We start from the raw sequence: 16,732 nt of genomic DNA on the forward strand, positions 1-16,732 counted from the left end.
ACAACGGCTGGGGAACCCTGTTTCCCCTTGGCCGGGGGATTAGGTTGGCCTGTTATTACGCAGCCAGGCAACGGTATCCTGAAGCGTTTGTTCCAGTGGTCGGAATGTCAGCCCCAGGTTACGTTCACTTTTGGCGTGATTGAAATGAGAACGGTTGGCCTCTTTTACCATCAGACGCACCGTGGCCAGGCTGAGCAACACCGGTTTGCCACTGAGGCGGGCGTAGGCCTCCTGTAGCGTCGCCAGCAGGTAGAGTAACGGCAGTGGCAACGTGCGGGTGGGGTTTTTGACACCGGCAATATCCCCCAGCATGGGGACCAACTGGTGCATGGTCATGTGTTGCCCTGCGGCCAAATAACGTTCACCTCGTTGGCCTCGCTCTGCCGCCAGTATCATGGCTATTGCCACATCTCGTGCATCAACCACAGAAAAACTGCCCGTCACCAGTCCCGGTAATTTCCCCTGCATCACGTCATTGGCCAACTGACCGGAAGAGGTGGGGCCAAGATCGCCCGGCCCCCACATCCAGCCCGGCAAGATCAGGCTGCCGTTCATTTCTGGATGCTGCCGCAGGAATTCCAAAACCACGTCATCCGCCAGTATTTTACTGCGGTAGTAATCATCGGCGTCTTCGGGCCGCCGTAAACAGGTTTCATCGATCGACTGGCCCGGTTCGCCGTTGAGCACGGCGATAGATGAGGTATGGATAAAACGACGTAATCCTGCATGGTAAGCCTGTTCCAGCAGATGTCTGGTACCCTCGACGTTGATGGCTTTCAGCTTCGGCCAATGGCTACCGCCCTTGTAATTATCACGGAAGTAGGCCGCGGTATGGAACAAGATGTCGCAGCCTTGCAGGTGTTCAGCGAAGGCGGCGACGTCAGTCATATCGCCTGCGATTAATTCAACGCCTTCGATCCCCCCGAACTGCTGGCGACCTTTTTCCGTGGAACGAACCAGAGCTTTGACCCTGGCACCCCGAGAGATCAACTCACGCACCAGATTATTACCGAGCAAACCGGTCGCGCCGGTGACAAATGCCGTTTCTATTTTCATCATGATTAAAATCTTAAGTGAATTTCAAAGTTCAAGTGATATCCAAATCTAGTGGTAGAGGTTTAAAATATCAAGTGATATCTTGAATGCTTATAGAGTAGTGACAATCCGCGTAAAGTTGATACAGATGAAAACGATCAAAAAACGATTAACCCGTGAGGAGAGCCAACATCAGACCAGAGAACGGCTGATTGAAACCGCTCGCCAATTATTTATTGTCGGCGGTTATGGCGGCACTTCGATCCGTGATATTGCCAGCGAGGCTGGCTATTCACAGGGGGCGTTCTATTCCAATTTCGCCTCCAAGGAGGATCTGCTGTTGCAACTGTTGCAGCGGCATATGGAAACCGAGGCGGCACAGCTCACCCGCCTGACCCAGAGTGATATGGGCAGTCCGGAGCAGGTCGTTGCGGCGCTGGAGGCCTGGTCGGCGACCCTGAATCTGGAGGTGGACTGGTGCATGCTGTCGATAGAGCTGCAACTGCATGCGCAGCGCAGCCCGGCCTTCGCCATCGAGTATCAAAAGGTCTGGGATACCCATCAGGCAAAAATTGGCGTGGTGATAGCCTCGTTGTTTAAGCAGGTGGGTAAGACGCCGCCCGCGGAACCCCATGAGCTGGCGGCGGCTTTTATGGCGATGGCGCACGGGTTGGCTTTGCAACGTACCCATGGGGGGGCTGATCCCTCGGGCCGGTTGATTATGTTGTTTTTGCGCAGTCTGCTGTGGATGCCAACAGCAGACTGATCGCTCTTCACGGCACGTAAATGATCTCAAAGCTGGAAGTTTTATCGTAGTAGGGCGTCATGCCGCCATCGACGTAGAAAACCTGCAGGTCGTAATGATAAATCAGCTTTTTATCCGGGTTGAGGATCAGATCCAATGCCGAGACCTTGACCGTGACGTCATGATTAGGGTGCTCCCTGTTTAACTCAACGGTTTGGTTATCGATATTCACCAAAATGCGTTTGATAGGTCGCGGCCCAGAGGGATCGTAAGCTCCGCTGTCGCTTCTGAATTCAATGGTTTTGTAGATGTCGACCGGTGCCGTCTGTTTGATAAAGTCACGTACTTTACTCTGATATTTGGCATCCAGCGCCAGTATCACCGGCAGGTTATCCGGGTTAAAACCGATAAACTGCACCGCCAGATAGCCTTTCAGCAACAGGTTTTGCGGCGAACGATCGAATAACGCGTCCCAGATCAACGCGAACTGCTGGGCGGGCAGCGTGAATGAATCGACAATGCCGCTTTGCAGGTTGATCAGCGCATTTTTCTCCTCGGTTTTGCCTTCGGGTAACGCCAACTGCAACACCAGTGAGTCCGCATTGGCGAAAGGCGCCAGCCGGGCGTCCGGCTGCATTTGTGAAAACTGTGCCGTGGCATCGGCAATGCGGCCCTGATTGACCTTGGGCGACAGGAAGTAGTCAAAGGTCACTTTGATATCCCCCAACGAGGTAGCGTGATCGTCGGCGGAGAAGGATATCGACAGCATTGGCTTGCCATCGGTATCCGTGCCCAGCAGGAAGGTATCCGGCAGGTAATAAAGGTAATTCTTGCGCACGTAGTCCTGATAGTAGTTATACCAGAGTTGCTGGTACTGCAATGGCGTGAGGATCAGCTGCAGGCGCGGCGGTGGCGGCACAATGCCCTGATAAATATACGGATAATAGTTTTCGGCAAAGTAGAATACTTTTGGGTCGGTGACGGTGTTGGTGAGGCCGTGCTCGGTTTTGACTGCTACCACCAGCGTGGTTTGCGCATCGTAATCCGACAAGGCCTGCAGCAAGGCGTCGCGTTGCTCCAGCTTGTACAGATCCAGCTGTGCCTGATAGCGATTCTCCTGTGGGGTCAGCAATACCTGGTCAAAAATCATCTCTTCGACGCTGCCAAAGCGGGTGTAGCTCAGCACCACATAGGGAATCTGCGGGATAGAGTGATTCAGGGCAAAGTCCAGTTGCATGCGCCAGCTGGTGCCGTCGGTGCTGGTGGCAATCTGGTAGCGGGTTTCCCCTGAAACGATTTCGGTGCAGACCTCCGCGGTCAGGTCATCCTCTCGCATTGGCGCTGCCGCCCGGTAGCGTAGCTGTTTACCCTCAACGTCAGGAAATTGCTCACGGGCATTGAGCAGAATAATTTGGTTTAGTGTCACCAGGTCATTGAGAAAGGTATTCATGGCTATCCTCAGTGCGTTCGGTTTGGGCCAAAGTTCTGAATTGGTTCAGGCAGGAGGAGGTCCAGAGAAAGCGCCCGTCGTGCCGACGGTACAGCGGGCTTTCCAACTGGCCGGCGGGCCACTGCCAGTGGGCCAATGCGTCAATCAGCGGCGTGAGTTGCGGGATCCCCGCCAGCCTGGCGTACTCCAGGGCAATGCGCCATTCGTTGGGGTGAGCGTAATAGGGCGTTAGCGAACTGAGCCGATCGTAACGGTGGTCACTCCACTGCAGCGCCTGATTCAGCATCTGAATAATGCGTCGGTAAGCCGGTAACACGGCGTCGCTGCCGCTCACCAGGGCGTGGAGCAGGATCAGCGCGTTGGTGTTCACGCAGCAATCCAGTTGGCGAATGTCATTGTCATCTTTCATCCAGGTGTGAAAACTTTGGCACTCCGCCCACTGATGCTGCTCGGCGGCCTGACGGGGATCGACCCGGCGTAGCTGATAGCCGTTCATGTGCGAAATCGTCTCCCCGACCTGTGACAGTGAAATGCGCCCAAACTTGTACAGCAATTCGGTGATAATCGCGGTGTCGTCAATGTCGGCGCAGATACTCTGGTTCGCCATCCATTGCGGATGGGCAGTGCGTGGCCAAAAGCTGAAATGGCACGGGCGGGTTTCACAGGCGATTAAAAAATCGAGCGCTTTCTCGATATAAGGCTCGGTCTGCGGGGTGTGATCCAGGGTGCGTAGCACCTGCGCGGTAACAAAGGCGTTTTCATCCAGATGCCAGCGTCCGTCCGGGGTTCTGACATGGGCGGCAAAGGCGCCGCTGGCACACTGTTGACTCAGTAAGGCGCTTAAACTGGCACCCTCATTATTATTGCTGGCGGATGAAATCGGTTGCTGCGGCTGCACTTCGAAGTGGGTATTTTGCGGGCTGAAAGTACAGCTGATGGCATGACGGCCCTGCATATCCACCGAAAAACCCACCACGTTGAATTGCAGGGGAACCTGCGCGGTCATGACGCCTTGCAACAAGGGCATGGCTTGGCCACTTTGCGTCAACAAGGCTTGTACCGCGGGGAACACCCGCAGGTTATCACCAAAGAAACTGGCCGCCATGGAAAACAGCGTGAAGCTTTCCAGTTCACCACCGGGGCTATAGACCAGGCTAAAACCGTAGGTGGTGGGTGGAAAACCTTCGCGACTCAGGGTTTGTTGCCGGGCGCGCTCCAGCAGGGGTGCCAACGCCGGAAATAGCCCTTCATAGTCAAAAAAGGCCATGACTGCCGCAATATCAGCCTCAGTGATTAGCGCACTGTGCCACTGAAAGTAATATTCACGCGGCGAGTCGACCTGTTGTGGGTAATAACCCAGCATCAGTAGTGACAAACCGGCCTGCTGGCAGGCCGCGGCAGGGTAATCAGGCCAGACCACCTCCACCGCACCGTCGGGCGGTACCTCGGAGTAGACCTTGGTTTTAACCGTCTCCGGGCTATATTTGCGTCCCAGCCAAGAGCCAAACCGCAGGGGGTGGACCGCCTGGCGCTGCATCTGGCTGACGCTGGCCAAACAGGCCTCTGCATCGTCCTGCGCGGGTGAATCCGTGATCTGTTGGTAGTGCCGATAAAAAGCCTCAATCCCACGATTTTCGGCATAGCGTGGCAAAAAAGGGTCCAGCGTGCAGGAAAGTGCCTGCGGTTTTGACGATGAAACGGTGAACTCCAGTGGACAGCCGTTATACCCTAACAGGCTGGTGTTAAAGGCCGCGGACAAGCAGCCTGAAGCCTGGCGTGCCTGGCTAAAACGGGTGATTTCGGGCACCAGTGAGCGGCGTAAATAGGGCGCCTCCTGACACAGGGCGCTTACCAGGGCGTTCCATGCCGCTGGTAATATCGTATTGCGTTCGGCCATCGTCAATGACCTATGCCACGGCTGGAATAACAATGGCCGGCGGATTCTCGCTGCCATCATGCGTGACACTGTCACCACCGACCAGCAGATAAGTGATTTTGTAATCGACCGTCCAGGGCTGCTCGGTCAGACAGCGATACTTAAAGGTCTGTTCCTCGGTTTTATCCGGATTAAACGAGTATTTCTTGATTTTTCGGCTCTTTTTGTCGTCCAGGTAGGTCAGTTCGACGATCACCTGATTGTAATTCTCCCAGGAGAATTTCCGGTCGAGGAAGATGGAAATCTCGTTGAAGGTCAGCACCGCGCCGGGATCCAAATTCAGCAGGGTAGAAGCCGAAACCGACCGCGGCTGGTAGCTGCTGCTGCCTTCCCAGCCGGTGGTGGCTGCAGACTTGAAGGCATACTCGCTGTGGATCACAAAACGTTCATTGATATCCGGGCTGCGGGAGATGACCTTGCCCCATTTCTCATCATCAGCCGTGAACGCCTCGGTCGGCGTATAAATCTGTTTGTTATATTCGATTTTGAAGGTAGCGGCCTTAATGCCGTATTCGGCAAAACCGTCCGGCCCCAGCACGGTAAAATCGATTTTCTGGAAGAAGGGATCGTTAACGTTAACTTCAATAAAATAAGGCGGCTCTTTTTTGGCTCGCAGAATGTCGCTGCCGATAAAGTTTTGCGGCACCGCCGACTGACTGAGGGCTTTTGATGAGGTGTAGTTGAAGTTCAGGCTTTTGGTTTCTTCGATGCGCACCAGTTTTATTTCCAGCGAGGCGCTGGGGAACAGCCCGCCTTTGCCGCCTTCTTCGCCGTCTTCTTTGCCGCTGGCGAGCAGAGATTCCAGGATGGAGTCGCTGGCTGATTTGGCCTGGGTATTGCTGTCATCATTGGGTTTGAGCGATGCGGTGAAGAAGCTTTTCAGGATCTCCTCTTTGACAAACTGCAGCGCCCATTCTTTCTCTTTGGCTTCCTCCTCGCTCGGCATGCTCTCGGTGACCTTGATGATCAACTTCTGATCCTGCTGCAGTTTTTTGATTACGCTGTCAAAGCCCAGCCAAAAACTGGCCGGGGTTTCCACCGGGATCGGGATATTGGCGCCAAATTTAACATCGAACTCTTTGTAGATGCTTTCAAACTTGGCCTCGACTTCAACTTTTAACGCCGGGGTGATACCGGTAAAGCTGAGGTTATAGGCCACGGCCGCCGGTGCCTGCGCCTGGTTAAAGGCCGCCTCCAGGATCACCGCCTGCTGTGGCGTCAGTTTGGCGCTGAAAATGGCACTATTGTTGCCAAACAGGCTGGGGCACTGCGCGCTGATCAACTCACCGTTGGCATTGCTGCCGACGTCAAGCACGAAGAAATTTACCGTACCTTTGTCATACGGCACCTGAGCCTTGCGGGCGGTTTTCGGGTCAACTTTGAGTTTACGCAGGTATTCGTTAAATGCGGCGTCCAGCTCGGCGGCATCGATCGAGGTATTGACCTCGAAGTTGATGTAACCCCCTTGCTGATCGCTGCCGTCGCCGGTGTATTTGATCAATGAAAAAACGGGTTTCCCGTCTTTTTCTGCGATATGGATATCACCGGGCAAATACCAGAACTGCTTGTCATCGGAGTCGTCGGCAAAGAAGGTGATGTTGTTGATTGTGGCAGTTCTTGCTCTGAGTAATAACATGATGGTTCCTTAAATGAGGTTGGCGATATCGATATCGTCTTGAACGGTTGCGGTTTGGACGTAATCGGGCTTATCCCCGCCTTGGTCCGGTTGGTAGGTAAACCAAATCTCCAGATCGACACTACGTCGTTCGGGGTCGATTTGGTCGGCACTAAAACGCTGAGGGGCGGCATCGGCTGCGGTAAACTGAAAAATTTGCTGCAGAGGTGGGGCGTCATCGCCGGGCAAATAGGCATAATTGGCAGAAACCAGCACCGACGCCACCTGTTGCCAGTCCATGTTGGCGGCAATCATCAACACCCGCTGGTGATACAGGCTGGAGACCAGGTACACATCCTGGCTGGTCGGCTCGTTTAACAGCACAGAGATATGGGGCGAGTTAACGGCGCTGCTGTATTCCTTGGTGACGTCAAACAAATACTGATCCGGGTTGGGCAGCATCACCGGGTAGCTGTCCTGCTGCGTCGTCTGGCTAATCTGAAAGCTTTTCGTCAGGCTGGCTACCGGCTGTCCAATATGGCGGCAGCGCAGGGTGACCAACACCGACTGGTACCAACGCCAGTCGAACAGGCTGGCGGCCTCAATGACAAAATCGTAGCGGCCGTAGACCGACTCAATATCCAGATAAACATCGTTCAGTTCGGTTTGCATTACGCTGGAACTGACCGATCTCACGCCGCCCACGGCCTGATTGAGATAGACGGTGAAGCTATATTCGACCGGCCACAGCATTTTGCCGGTTTCAGGATCGGTAATACTCGGTGACCTGAATAGCTTCGGCCCGATATCGCCCAGGCGAAAGGTGTATTGCTTGCTGTCCGAGCCATAGCGCAGGCGCACCATGACCAATTGGACGTTAACGTCCAGTTCGTCTGACAGCAGGCTGACCCGAACTTCACGGTGGGCGAAAAAGTCATCCTGCAGGTCACTTTGGCTGATCACCCGGTCGGCCTGATAGTCGGTGCCGGCGACCAGTTCGGCAAACAGTGCCTGCGGATAAAGCGAACGTTTGACCACCGTGGTTTCGCTCAGCTTGCCGCTTAAACGCCGCTGATCAATATCTTCTACCGACAGTCTTTGCAGATAAAAACCGGCCCTGGGCTTGTCTTGCTGCGGCACTTCGGCAAACACCGGGGTAAAGAACTCGCCGGTCAGGATCTGCGTCAACTCGGCCACCGCCTGCTTGAAGTGCCCATCGGGGTCGGTGTCCCTGACTTTGATAGTCACCACTTTCTTGCTGATTAACTGCGATGAGGTTTCCTCGATATCGACGGAAAAAATCAGCAGATTGAAACCGACCGACTGTTGCAGAAATTGATAAACCTGATCCCAACGGGCTTCCAGCTCAAAGGTGGCTGGCGGCAACTGCAGCAGATAGTCAATTTTGTAGCTGATGGTGATGGGCGCAGTGGCGGGGGTCGCCATCAGGCTGGCCAGCAGAGCGATATCCGCATCAGCCGGTAATTTGGCCAACAGATAACAGTTTTGTTGGTCGCTCAGTGAGGTCTTGCTGGTTTGGCCATCGATAAAGCCGGGAATGTTCAGCGTGGCGCTGCAAGCGATCGCCTGCATGGGTAATAATACCGCGTCGCGCGGCATGTCGGGGCTGGCCGCTGCCGCCACCCGTGCCGCTTCGGGGCTGCTGGTTAACTGGGTTTGCAACGACAGCATGGCATAGTAAACCGTGGCCGGTTGGCTGCTGTTCCTGAATATCTGTAGCTGGACTGCCGGTTGGTCACCGTTAATAACGCTAATGCCCGGTGCGGCCGCGCAATAATAATAAATGGGCCTGTCCGGGTCGGCCCGGATAAAACAGATGTTCTGCACTACGACCTGAGTGTTCATAGCGACCTTCCCATTTGATGAAGGTGATCCAGGGCAAAGAAGCTTTGCCCTGGGGGCTCAACGCATCAGAAAGTCACCACCACAATGGTGCTGGTTCCTGTCACTTCCTTCTCAACGGTTTTTTCCTGGTTATCTTCGCCGTAATACACCGTAGCGATGTAATGGATCTCCACCTTGTTGTCTTTTTCAGCCTGCATCAGATTGAAGGTCAGATACTGGGTGAGGGATTTAGAATCAAACTCGGTCAGGGCAAGGGATTGGGATTGCGTAAAGTCCCATTTCGGGTAATACACCACCATTTCATAGGTGATCAGCGTGATCTCCTTCTGGCTTGGCTTGAAGATAATGGTGTACTTCTGCGCTTTCGGCAGGGCATTGGCGACCAGGATCTGGTGGCCACGGATCAGCCCATAACCCGGTAGCTGCGGGCTGGTCTCAACGCCGTCGGGGATGTAGGTCAGGCTGTCACCATCCAGGGCATAGTAATCGGTGGAGAAATAAATCGGCTTATCCACATCAACACCAATCGGGTAAATAAAGGGGTGAGGAGGCGTAGACTCACTGACTACCTGGCTGTCGGTTTTGATTTTGACGCCCTTATCCGGATCGGAATATTGCGTTTTGATCACCACCTGGCTGAAGACTTTCCATCCCATAGGATCGAGCAGCGTGGAAATGTCGGCATAAACGATGCCGCATTCGGCCACGTTGATGGAGATAACCAAATCCTGATCGCTCTGAAGTTCGCCAGAGTGATAGGGCTTGGCCTGCATACCGGTGAAATTGACGGTATAGGAGTATCTAAATGCCCGGCCCAGCTCGGGGTTGATAAACCATTTGCCGGTTTTCTTCGGTTCGCTGTCGCCAGGGGAAAACTGCAGAGTGCTCTGATTGTCTTTGTCGTAGATGGCGGTCACCACGATATTGGCCACGTTGTACTTCGCCAGATCCTGAGTGACAAAAAACTCGGGCTGAATGTACTGATAGAAAGGATCGTTGAGATCGTACTCTTTGAAGTAATCTTTCAGATTCTCTTCGCCGACGATGGATTGGATAGACGGCAACTGGGTCTGAGGGGCGATGGAGAAAGAGACCACCGAGTTTTCTTCATAGACGCGGGTAAAACTTTTGGTTTCGCTGAGGCTGGATTTGAATTTATCAAAGCCGTCGGCGTCGTTAAGCAATTCGAGGCTCATGTCCAGCCCGGTTTGGCTACTCAAAATCTGCTCTACCTGTTTTTGTCCCCAAGCGGTTAGCCCCTCTTTCCATTTGAGGTATTGGTCCTCGGTCATGCCCATTTCTTCGTAAGAGAGCCCGGTCTGAACATCGACCTTGATCGCGCCTTTTTCGATATATTCGCGTTCAATCTTTTTCTCATCGGCCGACCAGGTGTGGTAGGTGATGTTTTGCGTCACCGATTTGGTGATTTCACTGTCGTAGCTGACCGTAACTTTGGCCGCCGGCAGGGAAGCATCCAGACTGAAATCGAAGCGAATGCCTACGCTGGAGTTGGTATCGGTGCCTTTCAACACCTGTTCGAACAGGGTGGCGCCTTCGCCTGTGAGTGAAAGGCTGAAAACGGTATTGTTATCCCCCAGGCCTGATGGCGACACCGTGGTGGGGATTTGGCGATAGAATTTCTCGTTGCTGTCCAGAATCAATGAAGCATGTGCCGAGGTGAGTCTTGGGACTTCCAGCTTGATTTCTATTGGCGTCAATTCAGGCACGAATTGGTCATTGCCTTGGTTGCTGTCATATAACGCGACAAATCTGGCAGCCTGATCGTCATTTAAACCGGTATTGCGCAACGCGGTATCCATGGCTGTTTTTTTGGTCGCATTTTCAGGGTCGGCCACCGAGGCCTGCTCGGCTTGAACATACTTGACGATCAGGGTGGATTTGGCGATCAGCGGATCTTTAAGCTTGCCGAGCAACTCGATGCTGATCTTTTTCTTCATCTCCGAATCAGGCTGCGGCAGCATCACGGTAAATTGCGCATAGCCGCCCTGGGTGTCTTCACTACGATACTTGTAGAACATGAAATAGGGGCTTTTGGTATCCCTGGCGACAAACACCGGGATCTCCGGCACCACATAGTAAATATTCTTATCAATGCTGTCGCCATAACAGGTAAAGGCATATTCCTTAATACCCAGATACTTATCCGTGGCGATCTTGACCGATTGCTGCAAAGCGGTGGTTAACATAGGGCGTTCCTCTTGTTTATGTCACTTGTTGTATTGCAGTTTGACGGGGCTGGCGCTGGCCTGTAGCGGGCCAGAGTCGTAGGTTTTGGGGAATATCGAGTCGAGTTTTCCTTGCCATTGGTAGTCAACGCGGCCGTTTAACCCGCTGGCATGGGCATTAATCCACCAGTTGGCCTGCCACTGCTGGGTGGCAAACGAAAAGCTGAAGTTTTGTTTTTTTGCCTGACCTGCCGGCTGATAAGTGGCGGTGCCGCTAATTGACTTAAATTTTGCCTTCAGTTGTTCGGCCTCGAACAGCAGGCTATAGAAACCCAGGTCTTGCGGGGTGAGCGCCAGGGTGTCTTGCCAGCGGAGTTGGCTTTCATAGCTGGTGTAATCGGAAAACGTCACTTTGAGGGTGATAACGCTGACCTCCTCTGTGGTTTTCAAGGTGACCGGAGGGAAGCTGGGCCACTGCATCGGCGTTTGCGACTGGGCATAACGCAGCTCGATCGACATGATGTTAAAACTCTTGGGGTTGAACCCCAGACTCACCACGCATTCGCGGTGTTTTATCGGCTTATCCGGCCGGGTAGGTTCGGGCAACGGCGTCGGCGTAAAAGTGATAATGCCGTCGGCGGGCAGTTGGCCAAGCAAGGCGGCAATATCCTGCTGCTGAACCAGCAAATAGCGTTGCGGCACGCTATTGCTGTAGCTGACGTCGTAGCTGATCTTGCTGGGGATCTCATCGATGGAATGGATGTTACGCAGCGTATTGCTGACCAGTAGCGCTGCGGTATTCACCAGTGCGTTTCTGACCAGTTCGCGGGTCTGTTGCGAAGGATCGTTATCGAACTGTTCCAGCAGGGTTATGACCCCGGCGTCGATCTGCTGATTAAGCAAAACGGCGATAACTTCCGGTTGCCGCGCCTGTTGGTTAAAGGCCAGGGTTAAAAAAGCCACCCAGTCGGTTTCCAACCTGGCTGCAACGCGGCTGCTAACGCTAAACCGACTGTGGGTCACCAGATAAACCTGGCTCTTTGCTCCGCGAATGGCGTTGTCCAGCAGACCGGCTTCGGCATGGGTCAGCGGCATTTTTGACTGTTCGAATTCGACGTTATAACTGCCGGACTCCGGCTGGTGGACAAAGCGCAGAAACAGCGACTGGCGAATGTCGCCCTGTTGCAGCGCTATTTTTCCCGGCGCCGGGATGAAATGCTGGCGGATATAGGCTTCAATCGCCGCGGTATCCACCGGCAGATTGGGCGCGATAAAGGTCGCCAGACCGCCACCGGGGCTGGTCAGCAAATGCAGCGCGCTGACCTTAGCGTCCAGCACCACCTGCGGAGTAAAACTGCCGTAGGTGTAGCACTCCGACGGTTGCGTCTGGTCGTGGAAAGCGAAGGCTCGGCCAAGCAGGAAAAAGTTCTGTAGCGTTTGTTGAGGGTTCAAATCTTCAGCGTTCATTTTTCACCTTTGATATCAATCGTTTGATCGCCGGTCACATATGCCGACCATTGGCCCGAAGGGGTCTGGTAGCGGAATCCGCAGGCAAAGATAGAAGTGACAGTCCACGAGTAATCGAAACAGTTTTGTTGGTGGGTGAAGGTATGCTCCGTAGTGCGGTCGGTGTCCTGGGGTTGAAAGAGCACCGTGGCTTTAAGCATTTCAGTGGGCAGAATGACGGTGATCCGTGCTCGCTGTGAGCCAAACTGCGGGAAGCTGTAAGCCCCGATGGTGGTGGGCTGGGTAATTGGCATCGGCAGCGGCACGACGCCGCTGCCGGCAAGCTGATAGGCGGTTGCTTCGGCATAGGTTTCATCACCGAGGATCGGGCAACTGAAGTAGGGTGCGGCGGCGGTTAAGGCCAAATCCTGCTGCCAGCCGGCAGAATGATAAAGTCCGCCAATTCTGCTTTCCCGGGCAAAACCCGGATCAATATTGATGGTCAGGAACTGGCAGGGTAACGCGGCGTAATCGAGCACCAGAGCCTGTTGTTCGCACGATTGTCGTTCACCGTACAGGATGCGCCAGCCACCCTCCTGCGGATAATTAACCCGGATTTGGTAGAAGAAGGGTTCGGTCTCCAGTGAGCTGGTATAAAAACGGAAGGTCAACCGGCTCTGGTCGGGGCGCAGCAACTGAGTTTGGCTTTGTTCCAGCGGGTAAATATCCCCCGCCGGCACGATAAGCTGGATATCGATAGAAACATTGCTTTTCAACCCCAGCGGGAAGGCGTAGAAAACGTCTATCTCCCGTTCACCCTGTGGAATTGGCGGGGCGGTAGTGCGGTGAATAATGCTATCGGGTGAGACCCTGGCGATTTGCTGTGCGGCGGCAAAAGGATCCAAAATAAAGCACAGCGGGCGCTGGCTCAGCACCACCGAGTCGAGTTTAAAGATCACCCGGCCGCCTTGCGCCGGTACCCGCAGGGCGATCATCGCCGTATTGCTGGAGGCGGGACCGGCGTAGGGCGAACCCAGCGAATTATAGAGCCGATCGAGCAATGTCTGGCTGAAAAGCAGATTCTCCTCGGGATGATTCTCCGGCAAGGGGGGACTGATTTGCAGCGGCAGCCGCGAGAGATTTTGGTAGATATATTGCGTCAGCAGGTCATAGTCAAACGCTACCCGGTCATCGTCAACCAGATGCGTGCCTTTGGCCCCGTCGGCCAGCACCAGCATCAGCGCGCGGGGATCAAACTCGACGGAATACGCCATGCGCGGCGATACCCCCTCAACAAAACCGTCCAGTCGGGCATTAAAGCCGATGGTATCGTCAAGCAGGGTTTTCTCAATCAGTTGGGTGCTGGCCGAGTTCAGCAAAATAATAAACTGGATACACTGAGCCGAATACCAGGTGGCGTCATAGCTTTGTCCGCGCAGGTCACTGTGATACTCAATAGGGACGTCAAACCCCAGGCTGCCTGGTAATACGGGTAACACCTTCACCGCTTTATCCGGGTGTTGCTGCTTGAAATTCACCAGGCTTTGGCCTGTGGCATACTGCAGTTCGGTAGTGAAATTCAGCCAACCGTAAATGCTGTCGGTGCTGGGGCTGCGAACAATATCCAGCGAGAAAGCCAGTGGTTCCGCGACCAGAATGCTGACGGAGTCCGGGTATAAGAAATAGCTATCATTCTGTTGATAGGTAGCGATAAACCTAAGCCGATCGCTAATGATAATCTGCTGAAAATCCGGGTAGCCCTGATACATGAGTTATTTACCCGCCGCGTTGAGATGGTTTTGATAATCCTGATGCCATTCTTTTGGCAGTTTGCTCAGGATATTCACCGGACGCTGGTAATATTCGTCCTCATAGATACGTTGCATCTGGAGGTCACCGACCAATATACCGTTGGCATACAGGGTGTTGTCATCGTACAGACCTTTATCAACGGGCGCTTCAGCCGTCAGCTGCAGGTTATATACCTTCAGTTCTCCTTGCTGTTGCTCAATGCTTATAATTTCGCACTCACCCTCCAGGGTGATTAATTTAGAGGTGTGATTCAATTCGCGAGCAATCACTACACCGGTTGAGGTAATAAAAGGGTGGCCAAGGCTGCTGGTGATGGTTCTTATTTTACCTTTGCTGTTCTGGGTGGTTATTTCAATGAAATTTCGCTCCTGGCCATTAGTGATGGCTTCAATTCTGAGCGAAATATTGTTTCTCGATAATACACATTCACCGATAGCCAGGTCTGAAATTAATTTTTCCCCACCGCTCTGCATCAGAATTCTTGTGTTTTCAGCCAGGCAGCCATAAACAATACGCATGGGTTTTAATAACTCAGTATTTAAGAAGCGCTGGTCTGGCTCAAGGCTTTTAGGTGCGTTGGTGATAAAGGTCGCAATGCTTTTTCCATCGACATTGAGAATGACTTTGAATACATAATAAATCCACTCGCCGGAGTCAAAGTCAACCTGATTGAACCTGAGCCAGTCCAGATCCCAGGAGATATTGTCACCAATAATTCTGGTGTTGGCTGAATTGAAAATATTGTAGTTACCGAAAGGGGTGACAGGATCGCCGCCGGCACGAGTCCGTATCAAATAAATGGTATTGCTGGCTTTAACAGGCTGACCACCGTTGAGCTCAATTTGCCCCAGGTAGGTAATATTGCCTTTAATCGGCACCCTGACCGAACCGTCATAATTATTGCGGTAGTCACAGTCGGCCTCATCGCGGGTCAGGCAGATCTTGATTTCATTTGGATTAATAAGACTCCGCGGTGACTCATTATAGATGTTTTTTGGATAACTCTGGCTGGTAATGATCTCTGCCCCGTACACCGTCTGGTTACCGATAGTCTGTGCAAAGGTATAAATCACCGTGACCGGATAATCTGCAGCAATCTGGCTACCCGGATAAACCCCATCGGCACTCAGGGCGCAGTCTGCGGCGTAGACATAGGCCTGGTTGTAGTTAACCGGCCCTACATTGGCGGCTTCGCCGTCAAACAGCCCAAGGGTCTGCGTTACGTTAGTCGCCGAGACAGGCAGGGAACCTATGGCATTGGCACGATAATTTCGACCGTCGGTAGAGTCCAGCCGGACAATGCTGTATACCGGTTGAGCAGAGCCATTACCGGCATCGCTCAACCGGCCGGCACTGAGTTTAAGCCGTTTTGCCTGTTGCCAGCATTGAGTAAACTGCGGAGTATTACCCGGGGTAAGACCGGCAAGTTTTAATTGAATATCGTAAAAACTGACCAGCAAGGGATCGCCGGGTTCAATAATAAACAGGCCGGCATTGCTATATTTGCTGATGACATTTTTAACAATAGTCTTCTCATCTGACGTATAACCTTGAGTGATCATAATATCAGTACCCAATAAGTTTCAGACATAAACGTGCGCAAGCGATGGTGGCAATGAACCAAACCATAGCTAATTAAGCGATTAATGATTTATTTACAGGTTTCTTTGCAATAAGCGTAAATGGCGCTCAGGGTATCCGAACCAAGATATTCTTCGAATTGAGTATCGGTAGGTTCTATATGGGGATCCAACGTCATGGCATACAGTTCTTGAGCAAACATATCTTTAGTGGCAGAAGGTTTGTTTTTAAAATAGGCTTTTAGTTTTCCTTTGCTAACTTTGCGTATCCAGGCGAATTCGCCACCAAGCTTCACTGTTCCGTTGAAGGTAAATACCTTGCTGGTATAGAAAGTAATATCATTGGGGAAAACTTTATAGCGAACGACTTGTTCAACTTCGATATTGTGCAGGGTCTCTTCCCAGGTTTCTCTTTTAATTACGTTTAAGGCAAAGTTCTTGCCATCAACCGGGCCGTCTTTTGCATCTGCAGTTCCGCCAAATAACATCGGACAACCTCTGGCAAAACCTTCATTTTTCAAACCTAATAGAATAAAGTCATCATTCCCAACAGCAGCCGGATTGCTGTCAAGAATGACGTATTTTTTAATGGGCATGATCTGATCCTTATACATTTGTGAGTATAAAAATAGAATTTACTTTTCGGGTCGGGAGCGATGAATTACTCAACTTCAACAATAGCAATGGCGACTAAAAAATCAACTGACACTTAAAAATAAATGAAGTATTTTTTTGTTGCGATCGAGATAATCAAGCAAATCACGGCGTTAACAAAACCATGGAAAAATTATTTAAAGAATCAAATAAACAACAGTCAATTGTATTTATTTTGTTAATGGAACTTATAAAACAAAACAAATCAATGAATTGCACATAGAGGTTATGTGGGTTGGGAAGGTATTGTTAAAATAGGTCATATCATTAGCTGTGAAATTAGTTTACCAGTAGGAATTTCTTTAATCATAAAGGTTGTGAATAACTAATTAAACAGTTGAAATAGTCATCATAATAGTTAGGTAATGATATTTATACCTTGCTAATGATATTAAGGGGCGCTGATT

General features: G+C 52.1%; 11 protein-coding genes. 1 reads left to right on the forward strand and 10 read right to left on the reverse strand.

Annotated elements, in window-relative coordinates:
* Nucleotides 1–39: 39 nt before the first annotated feature.
* Nucleotides 40–1,059, reverse strand: a complete 1,020-nt coding sequence (locus ACNT1W_RS14105) for an SDR family oxidoreductase (protein WP_419245728.1) — start codon at nucleotides 1,057–1,059, stop codon at nucleotides 40–42.
* A gap of 124 nt (nucleotides 1,060–1,183) precedes the next feature.
* Here ACNT1W_RS14105 and ACNT1W_RS14110 point away from each other — a divergent pair, with 124 nt between their 5' ends.
* The gene (locus ACNT1W_RS14110) at nucleotides 1,184–1,801 is read left to right on the forward strand and encodes a TetR/AcrR family transcriptional regulator (protein ID WP_115184695.1); all 618 of its coding nucleotides are present in this window, start codon (nucleotides 1,184–1,186) and stop codon (nucleotides 1,799–1,801) included.
* Nucleotides 1,802–1,808: 7 nt separating this feature from the next.
* On the opposite strand, the gene ACNT1W_RS14115 is transcribed toward ACNT1W_RS14110, so the two are convergent.
* The 9 genes from ACNT1W_RS14115 to ACNT1W_RS14155 all read right to left on the reverse strand — a co-directional run bounded on the left by ACNT1W_RS14115 (nucleotide 1,809) and on the right by ACNT1W_RS14155 (nucleotide 16,267).
* The gene (locus ACNT1W_RS14115) at nucleotides 1,809–3,230 is read right to left on the reverse strand and encodes a hypothetical protein (RefSeq protein ID WP_012145102.1); all 1,422 of its coding nucleotides are present in this window, start codon (nucleotides 3,228–3,230) and stop codon (nucleotides 1,809–1,811) included.
* Nucleotides 3,211–5,127 (reverse strand): hypothetical protein, encoded by a 1,917-nt coding sequence (locus ACNT1W_RS14120; protein ID WP_419245729.1) that lies wholly within the window; start codon nucleotides 5,125–5,127, stop codon nucleotides 3,211–3,213. The genes ACNT1W_RS14115 and ACNT1W_RS14120 overlap by 20 nt, the downstream gene beginning before the upstream one ends.
* 10 nt (nucleotides 5,128–5,137) lie before the next feature.
* Nucleotides 5,138–6,802: a hypothetical protein gene (locus ACNT1W_RS14125; protein ID WP_419245730.1), complete on the reverse strand. Its 1,665-nt coding sequence runs from the start codon at nucleotides 6,800–6,802 to the stop codon at nucleotides 5,138–5,140.
* 9 nt (nucleotides 6,803–6,811) lie between these two features.
* On the reverse strand, nucleotides 6,812–8,647 hold the full coding sequence (locus ACNT1W_RS14130; RefSeq protein ID WP_017892804.1) for a hypothetical protein: 1,836 nt from the start codon (nucleotides 8,645–8,647) through the stop codon (nucleotides 6,812–6,814).
* Between the two features lie 65 nt (nucleotides 8,648–8,712).
* Complete coding sequence (locus ACNT1W_RS14135) at nucleotides 8,713–10,854, reverse strand: hypothetical protein (protein ID WP_419245731.1); 2,142 nt, start codon at nucleotides 10,852–10,854, stop codon at nucleotides 8,713–8,715.
* A 21-nt stretch (nucleotides 10,855–10,875) separates the two neighbouring features.
* On the reverse strand, nucleotides 10,876–12,300 hold the full coding sequence (locus ACNT1W_RS14140) for a hypothetical protein (RefSeq protein WP_419245732.1): 1,425 nt from the start codon (nucleotides 12,298–12,300) through the stop codon (nucleotides 10,876–10,878).
* Nucleotides 12,297–14,048 carry a hypothetical protein gene (locus ACNT1W_RS14145; RefSeq protein WP_419245733.1) on the reverse strand — a complete coding sequence of 584 codons (1,752 nt, stop codon included), beginning with the start codon at nucleotides 14,046–14,048 and terminating at the stop codon, nucleotides 12,297–12,299. Before ACNT1W_RS14145 ends, ACNT1W_RS14140 begins: the two co-directional genes overlap by 4 nt.
* A gap of 3 nt (nucleotides 14,049–14,051) precedes the next feature.
* Nucleotides 14,052–15,653 (reverse strand): Hint domain-containing protein, encoded by a 1,602-nt coding sequence (locus ACNT1W_RS14150; protein ID WP_419245734.1) that lies wholly within the window; start codon nucleotides 15,651–15,653, stop codon nucleotides 14,052–14,054.
* 89 nt (nucleotides 15,654–15,742) lie between these two features.
* Nucleotides 15,743–16,267 (reverse strand): hypothetical protein, encoded by a 525-nt coding sequence (locus ACNT1W_RS14155; RefSeq protein ID WP_041418562.1) that lies wholly within the window; start codon nucleotides 16,265–16,267, stop codon nucleotides 15,743–15,745.
* Between the last annotated feature and the right edge of the window lie 465 nt (nucleotides 16,268–16,732).

This window comes from Serratia sp. NFX21, from assembly GCF_048517035.1.
Lineage (GTDB): Bacteria > Pseudomonadota > Gammaproteobacteria > Enterobacterales > Enterobacteriaceae > Serratia > Serratia quinivorans.

What these genes read in the sequence shown, in the direction of transcription:
- ACNT1W_RS14105 (WP_419245728.1), bottom strand. Translation starts at nt 1,059, where the DNA reads ATGATGAAAATAGAAACGGCATTTGTCACCGGCGCGACCGGTTTGCTC.
- ACNT1W_RS14110 (WP_115184695.1), top strand. Translation starts at nt 1,184, where the DNA reads ATGAAAACGATCAAAAAACGATTAACCCGTGAGGAGAGCCAACATCAG.
- ACNT1W_RS14115 (WP_012145102.1), bottom strand. Translation starts at nt 3,230, where the DNA reads ATGAATACCTTTCTCAATGACCTGGTGACACTAAACCAAATTATTCTG.
- ACNT1W_RS14120 (WP_419245729.1), bottom strand. Translation starts at nt 5,127, where the DNA reads ATGGCCGAACGCAATACGATATTACCAGCGGCATGGAACGCCCTGGTA.
- ACNT1W_RS14125 (WP_419245730.1), bottom strand. Translation starts at nt 6,802, where the DNA reads ATGTTATTACTCAGAGCAAGAACTGCCACAATCAACAACATCACCTTC.
- ACNT1W_RS14130 (WP_017892804.1), bottom strand. Translation starts at nt 8,647, where the DNA reads ATGAACACTCAGGTCGTAGTGCAGAACATCTGTTTTATCCGGGCCGAC.
- ACNT1W_RS14135 (WP_419245731.1), bottom strand. Translation starts at nt 10,854, where the DNA reads ATGTTAACCACCGCTTTGCAGCAATCGGTCAAGATCGCCACGGATAAG.
- ACNT1W_RS14140 (WP_419245732.1), bottom strand. Translation starts at nt 12,300, where the DNA reads ATGAACGCTGAAGATTTGAACCCTCAACAAACGCTACAGAACTTTTTC.
- ACNT1W_RS14145 (WP_419245733.1), bottom strand. Translation starts at nt 14,048, where the DNA reads ATGTATCAGGGCTACCCGGATTTTCAGCAGATTATCATTAGCGATCGG.
- ACNT1W_RS14150 (WP_419245734.1), bottom strand. Translation starts at nt 15,653, where the DNA reads ATGATCACTCAAGGTTATACGTCAGATGAGAAGACTATTGTTAAAAAT.
- ACNT1W_RS14155 (WP_041418562.1), bottom strand. Translation starts at nt 16,267, where the DNA reads ATGCCCATTAAAAAATACGTCATTCTTGACAGCAATCCGGCTGCTGTT.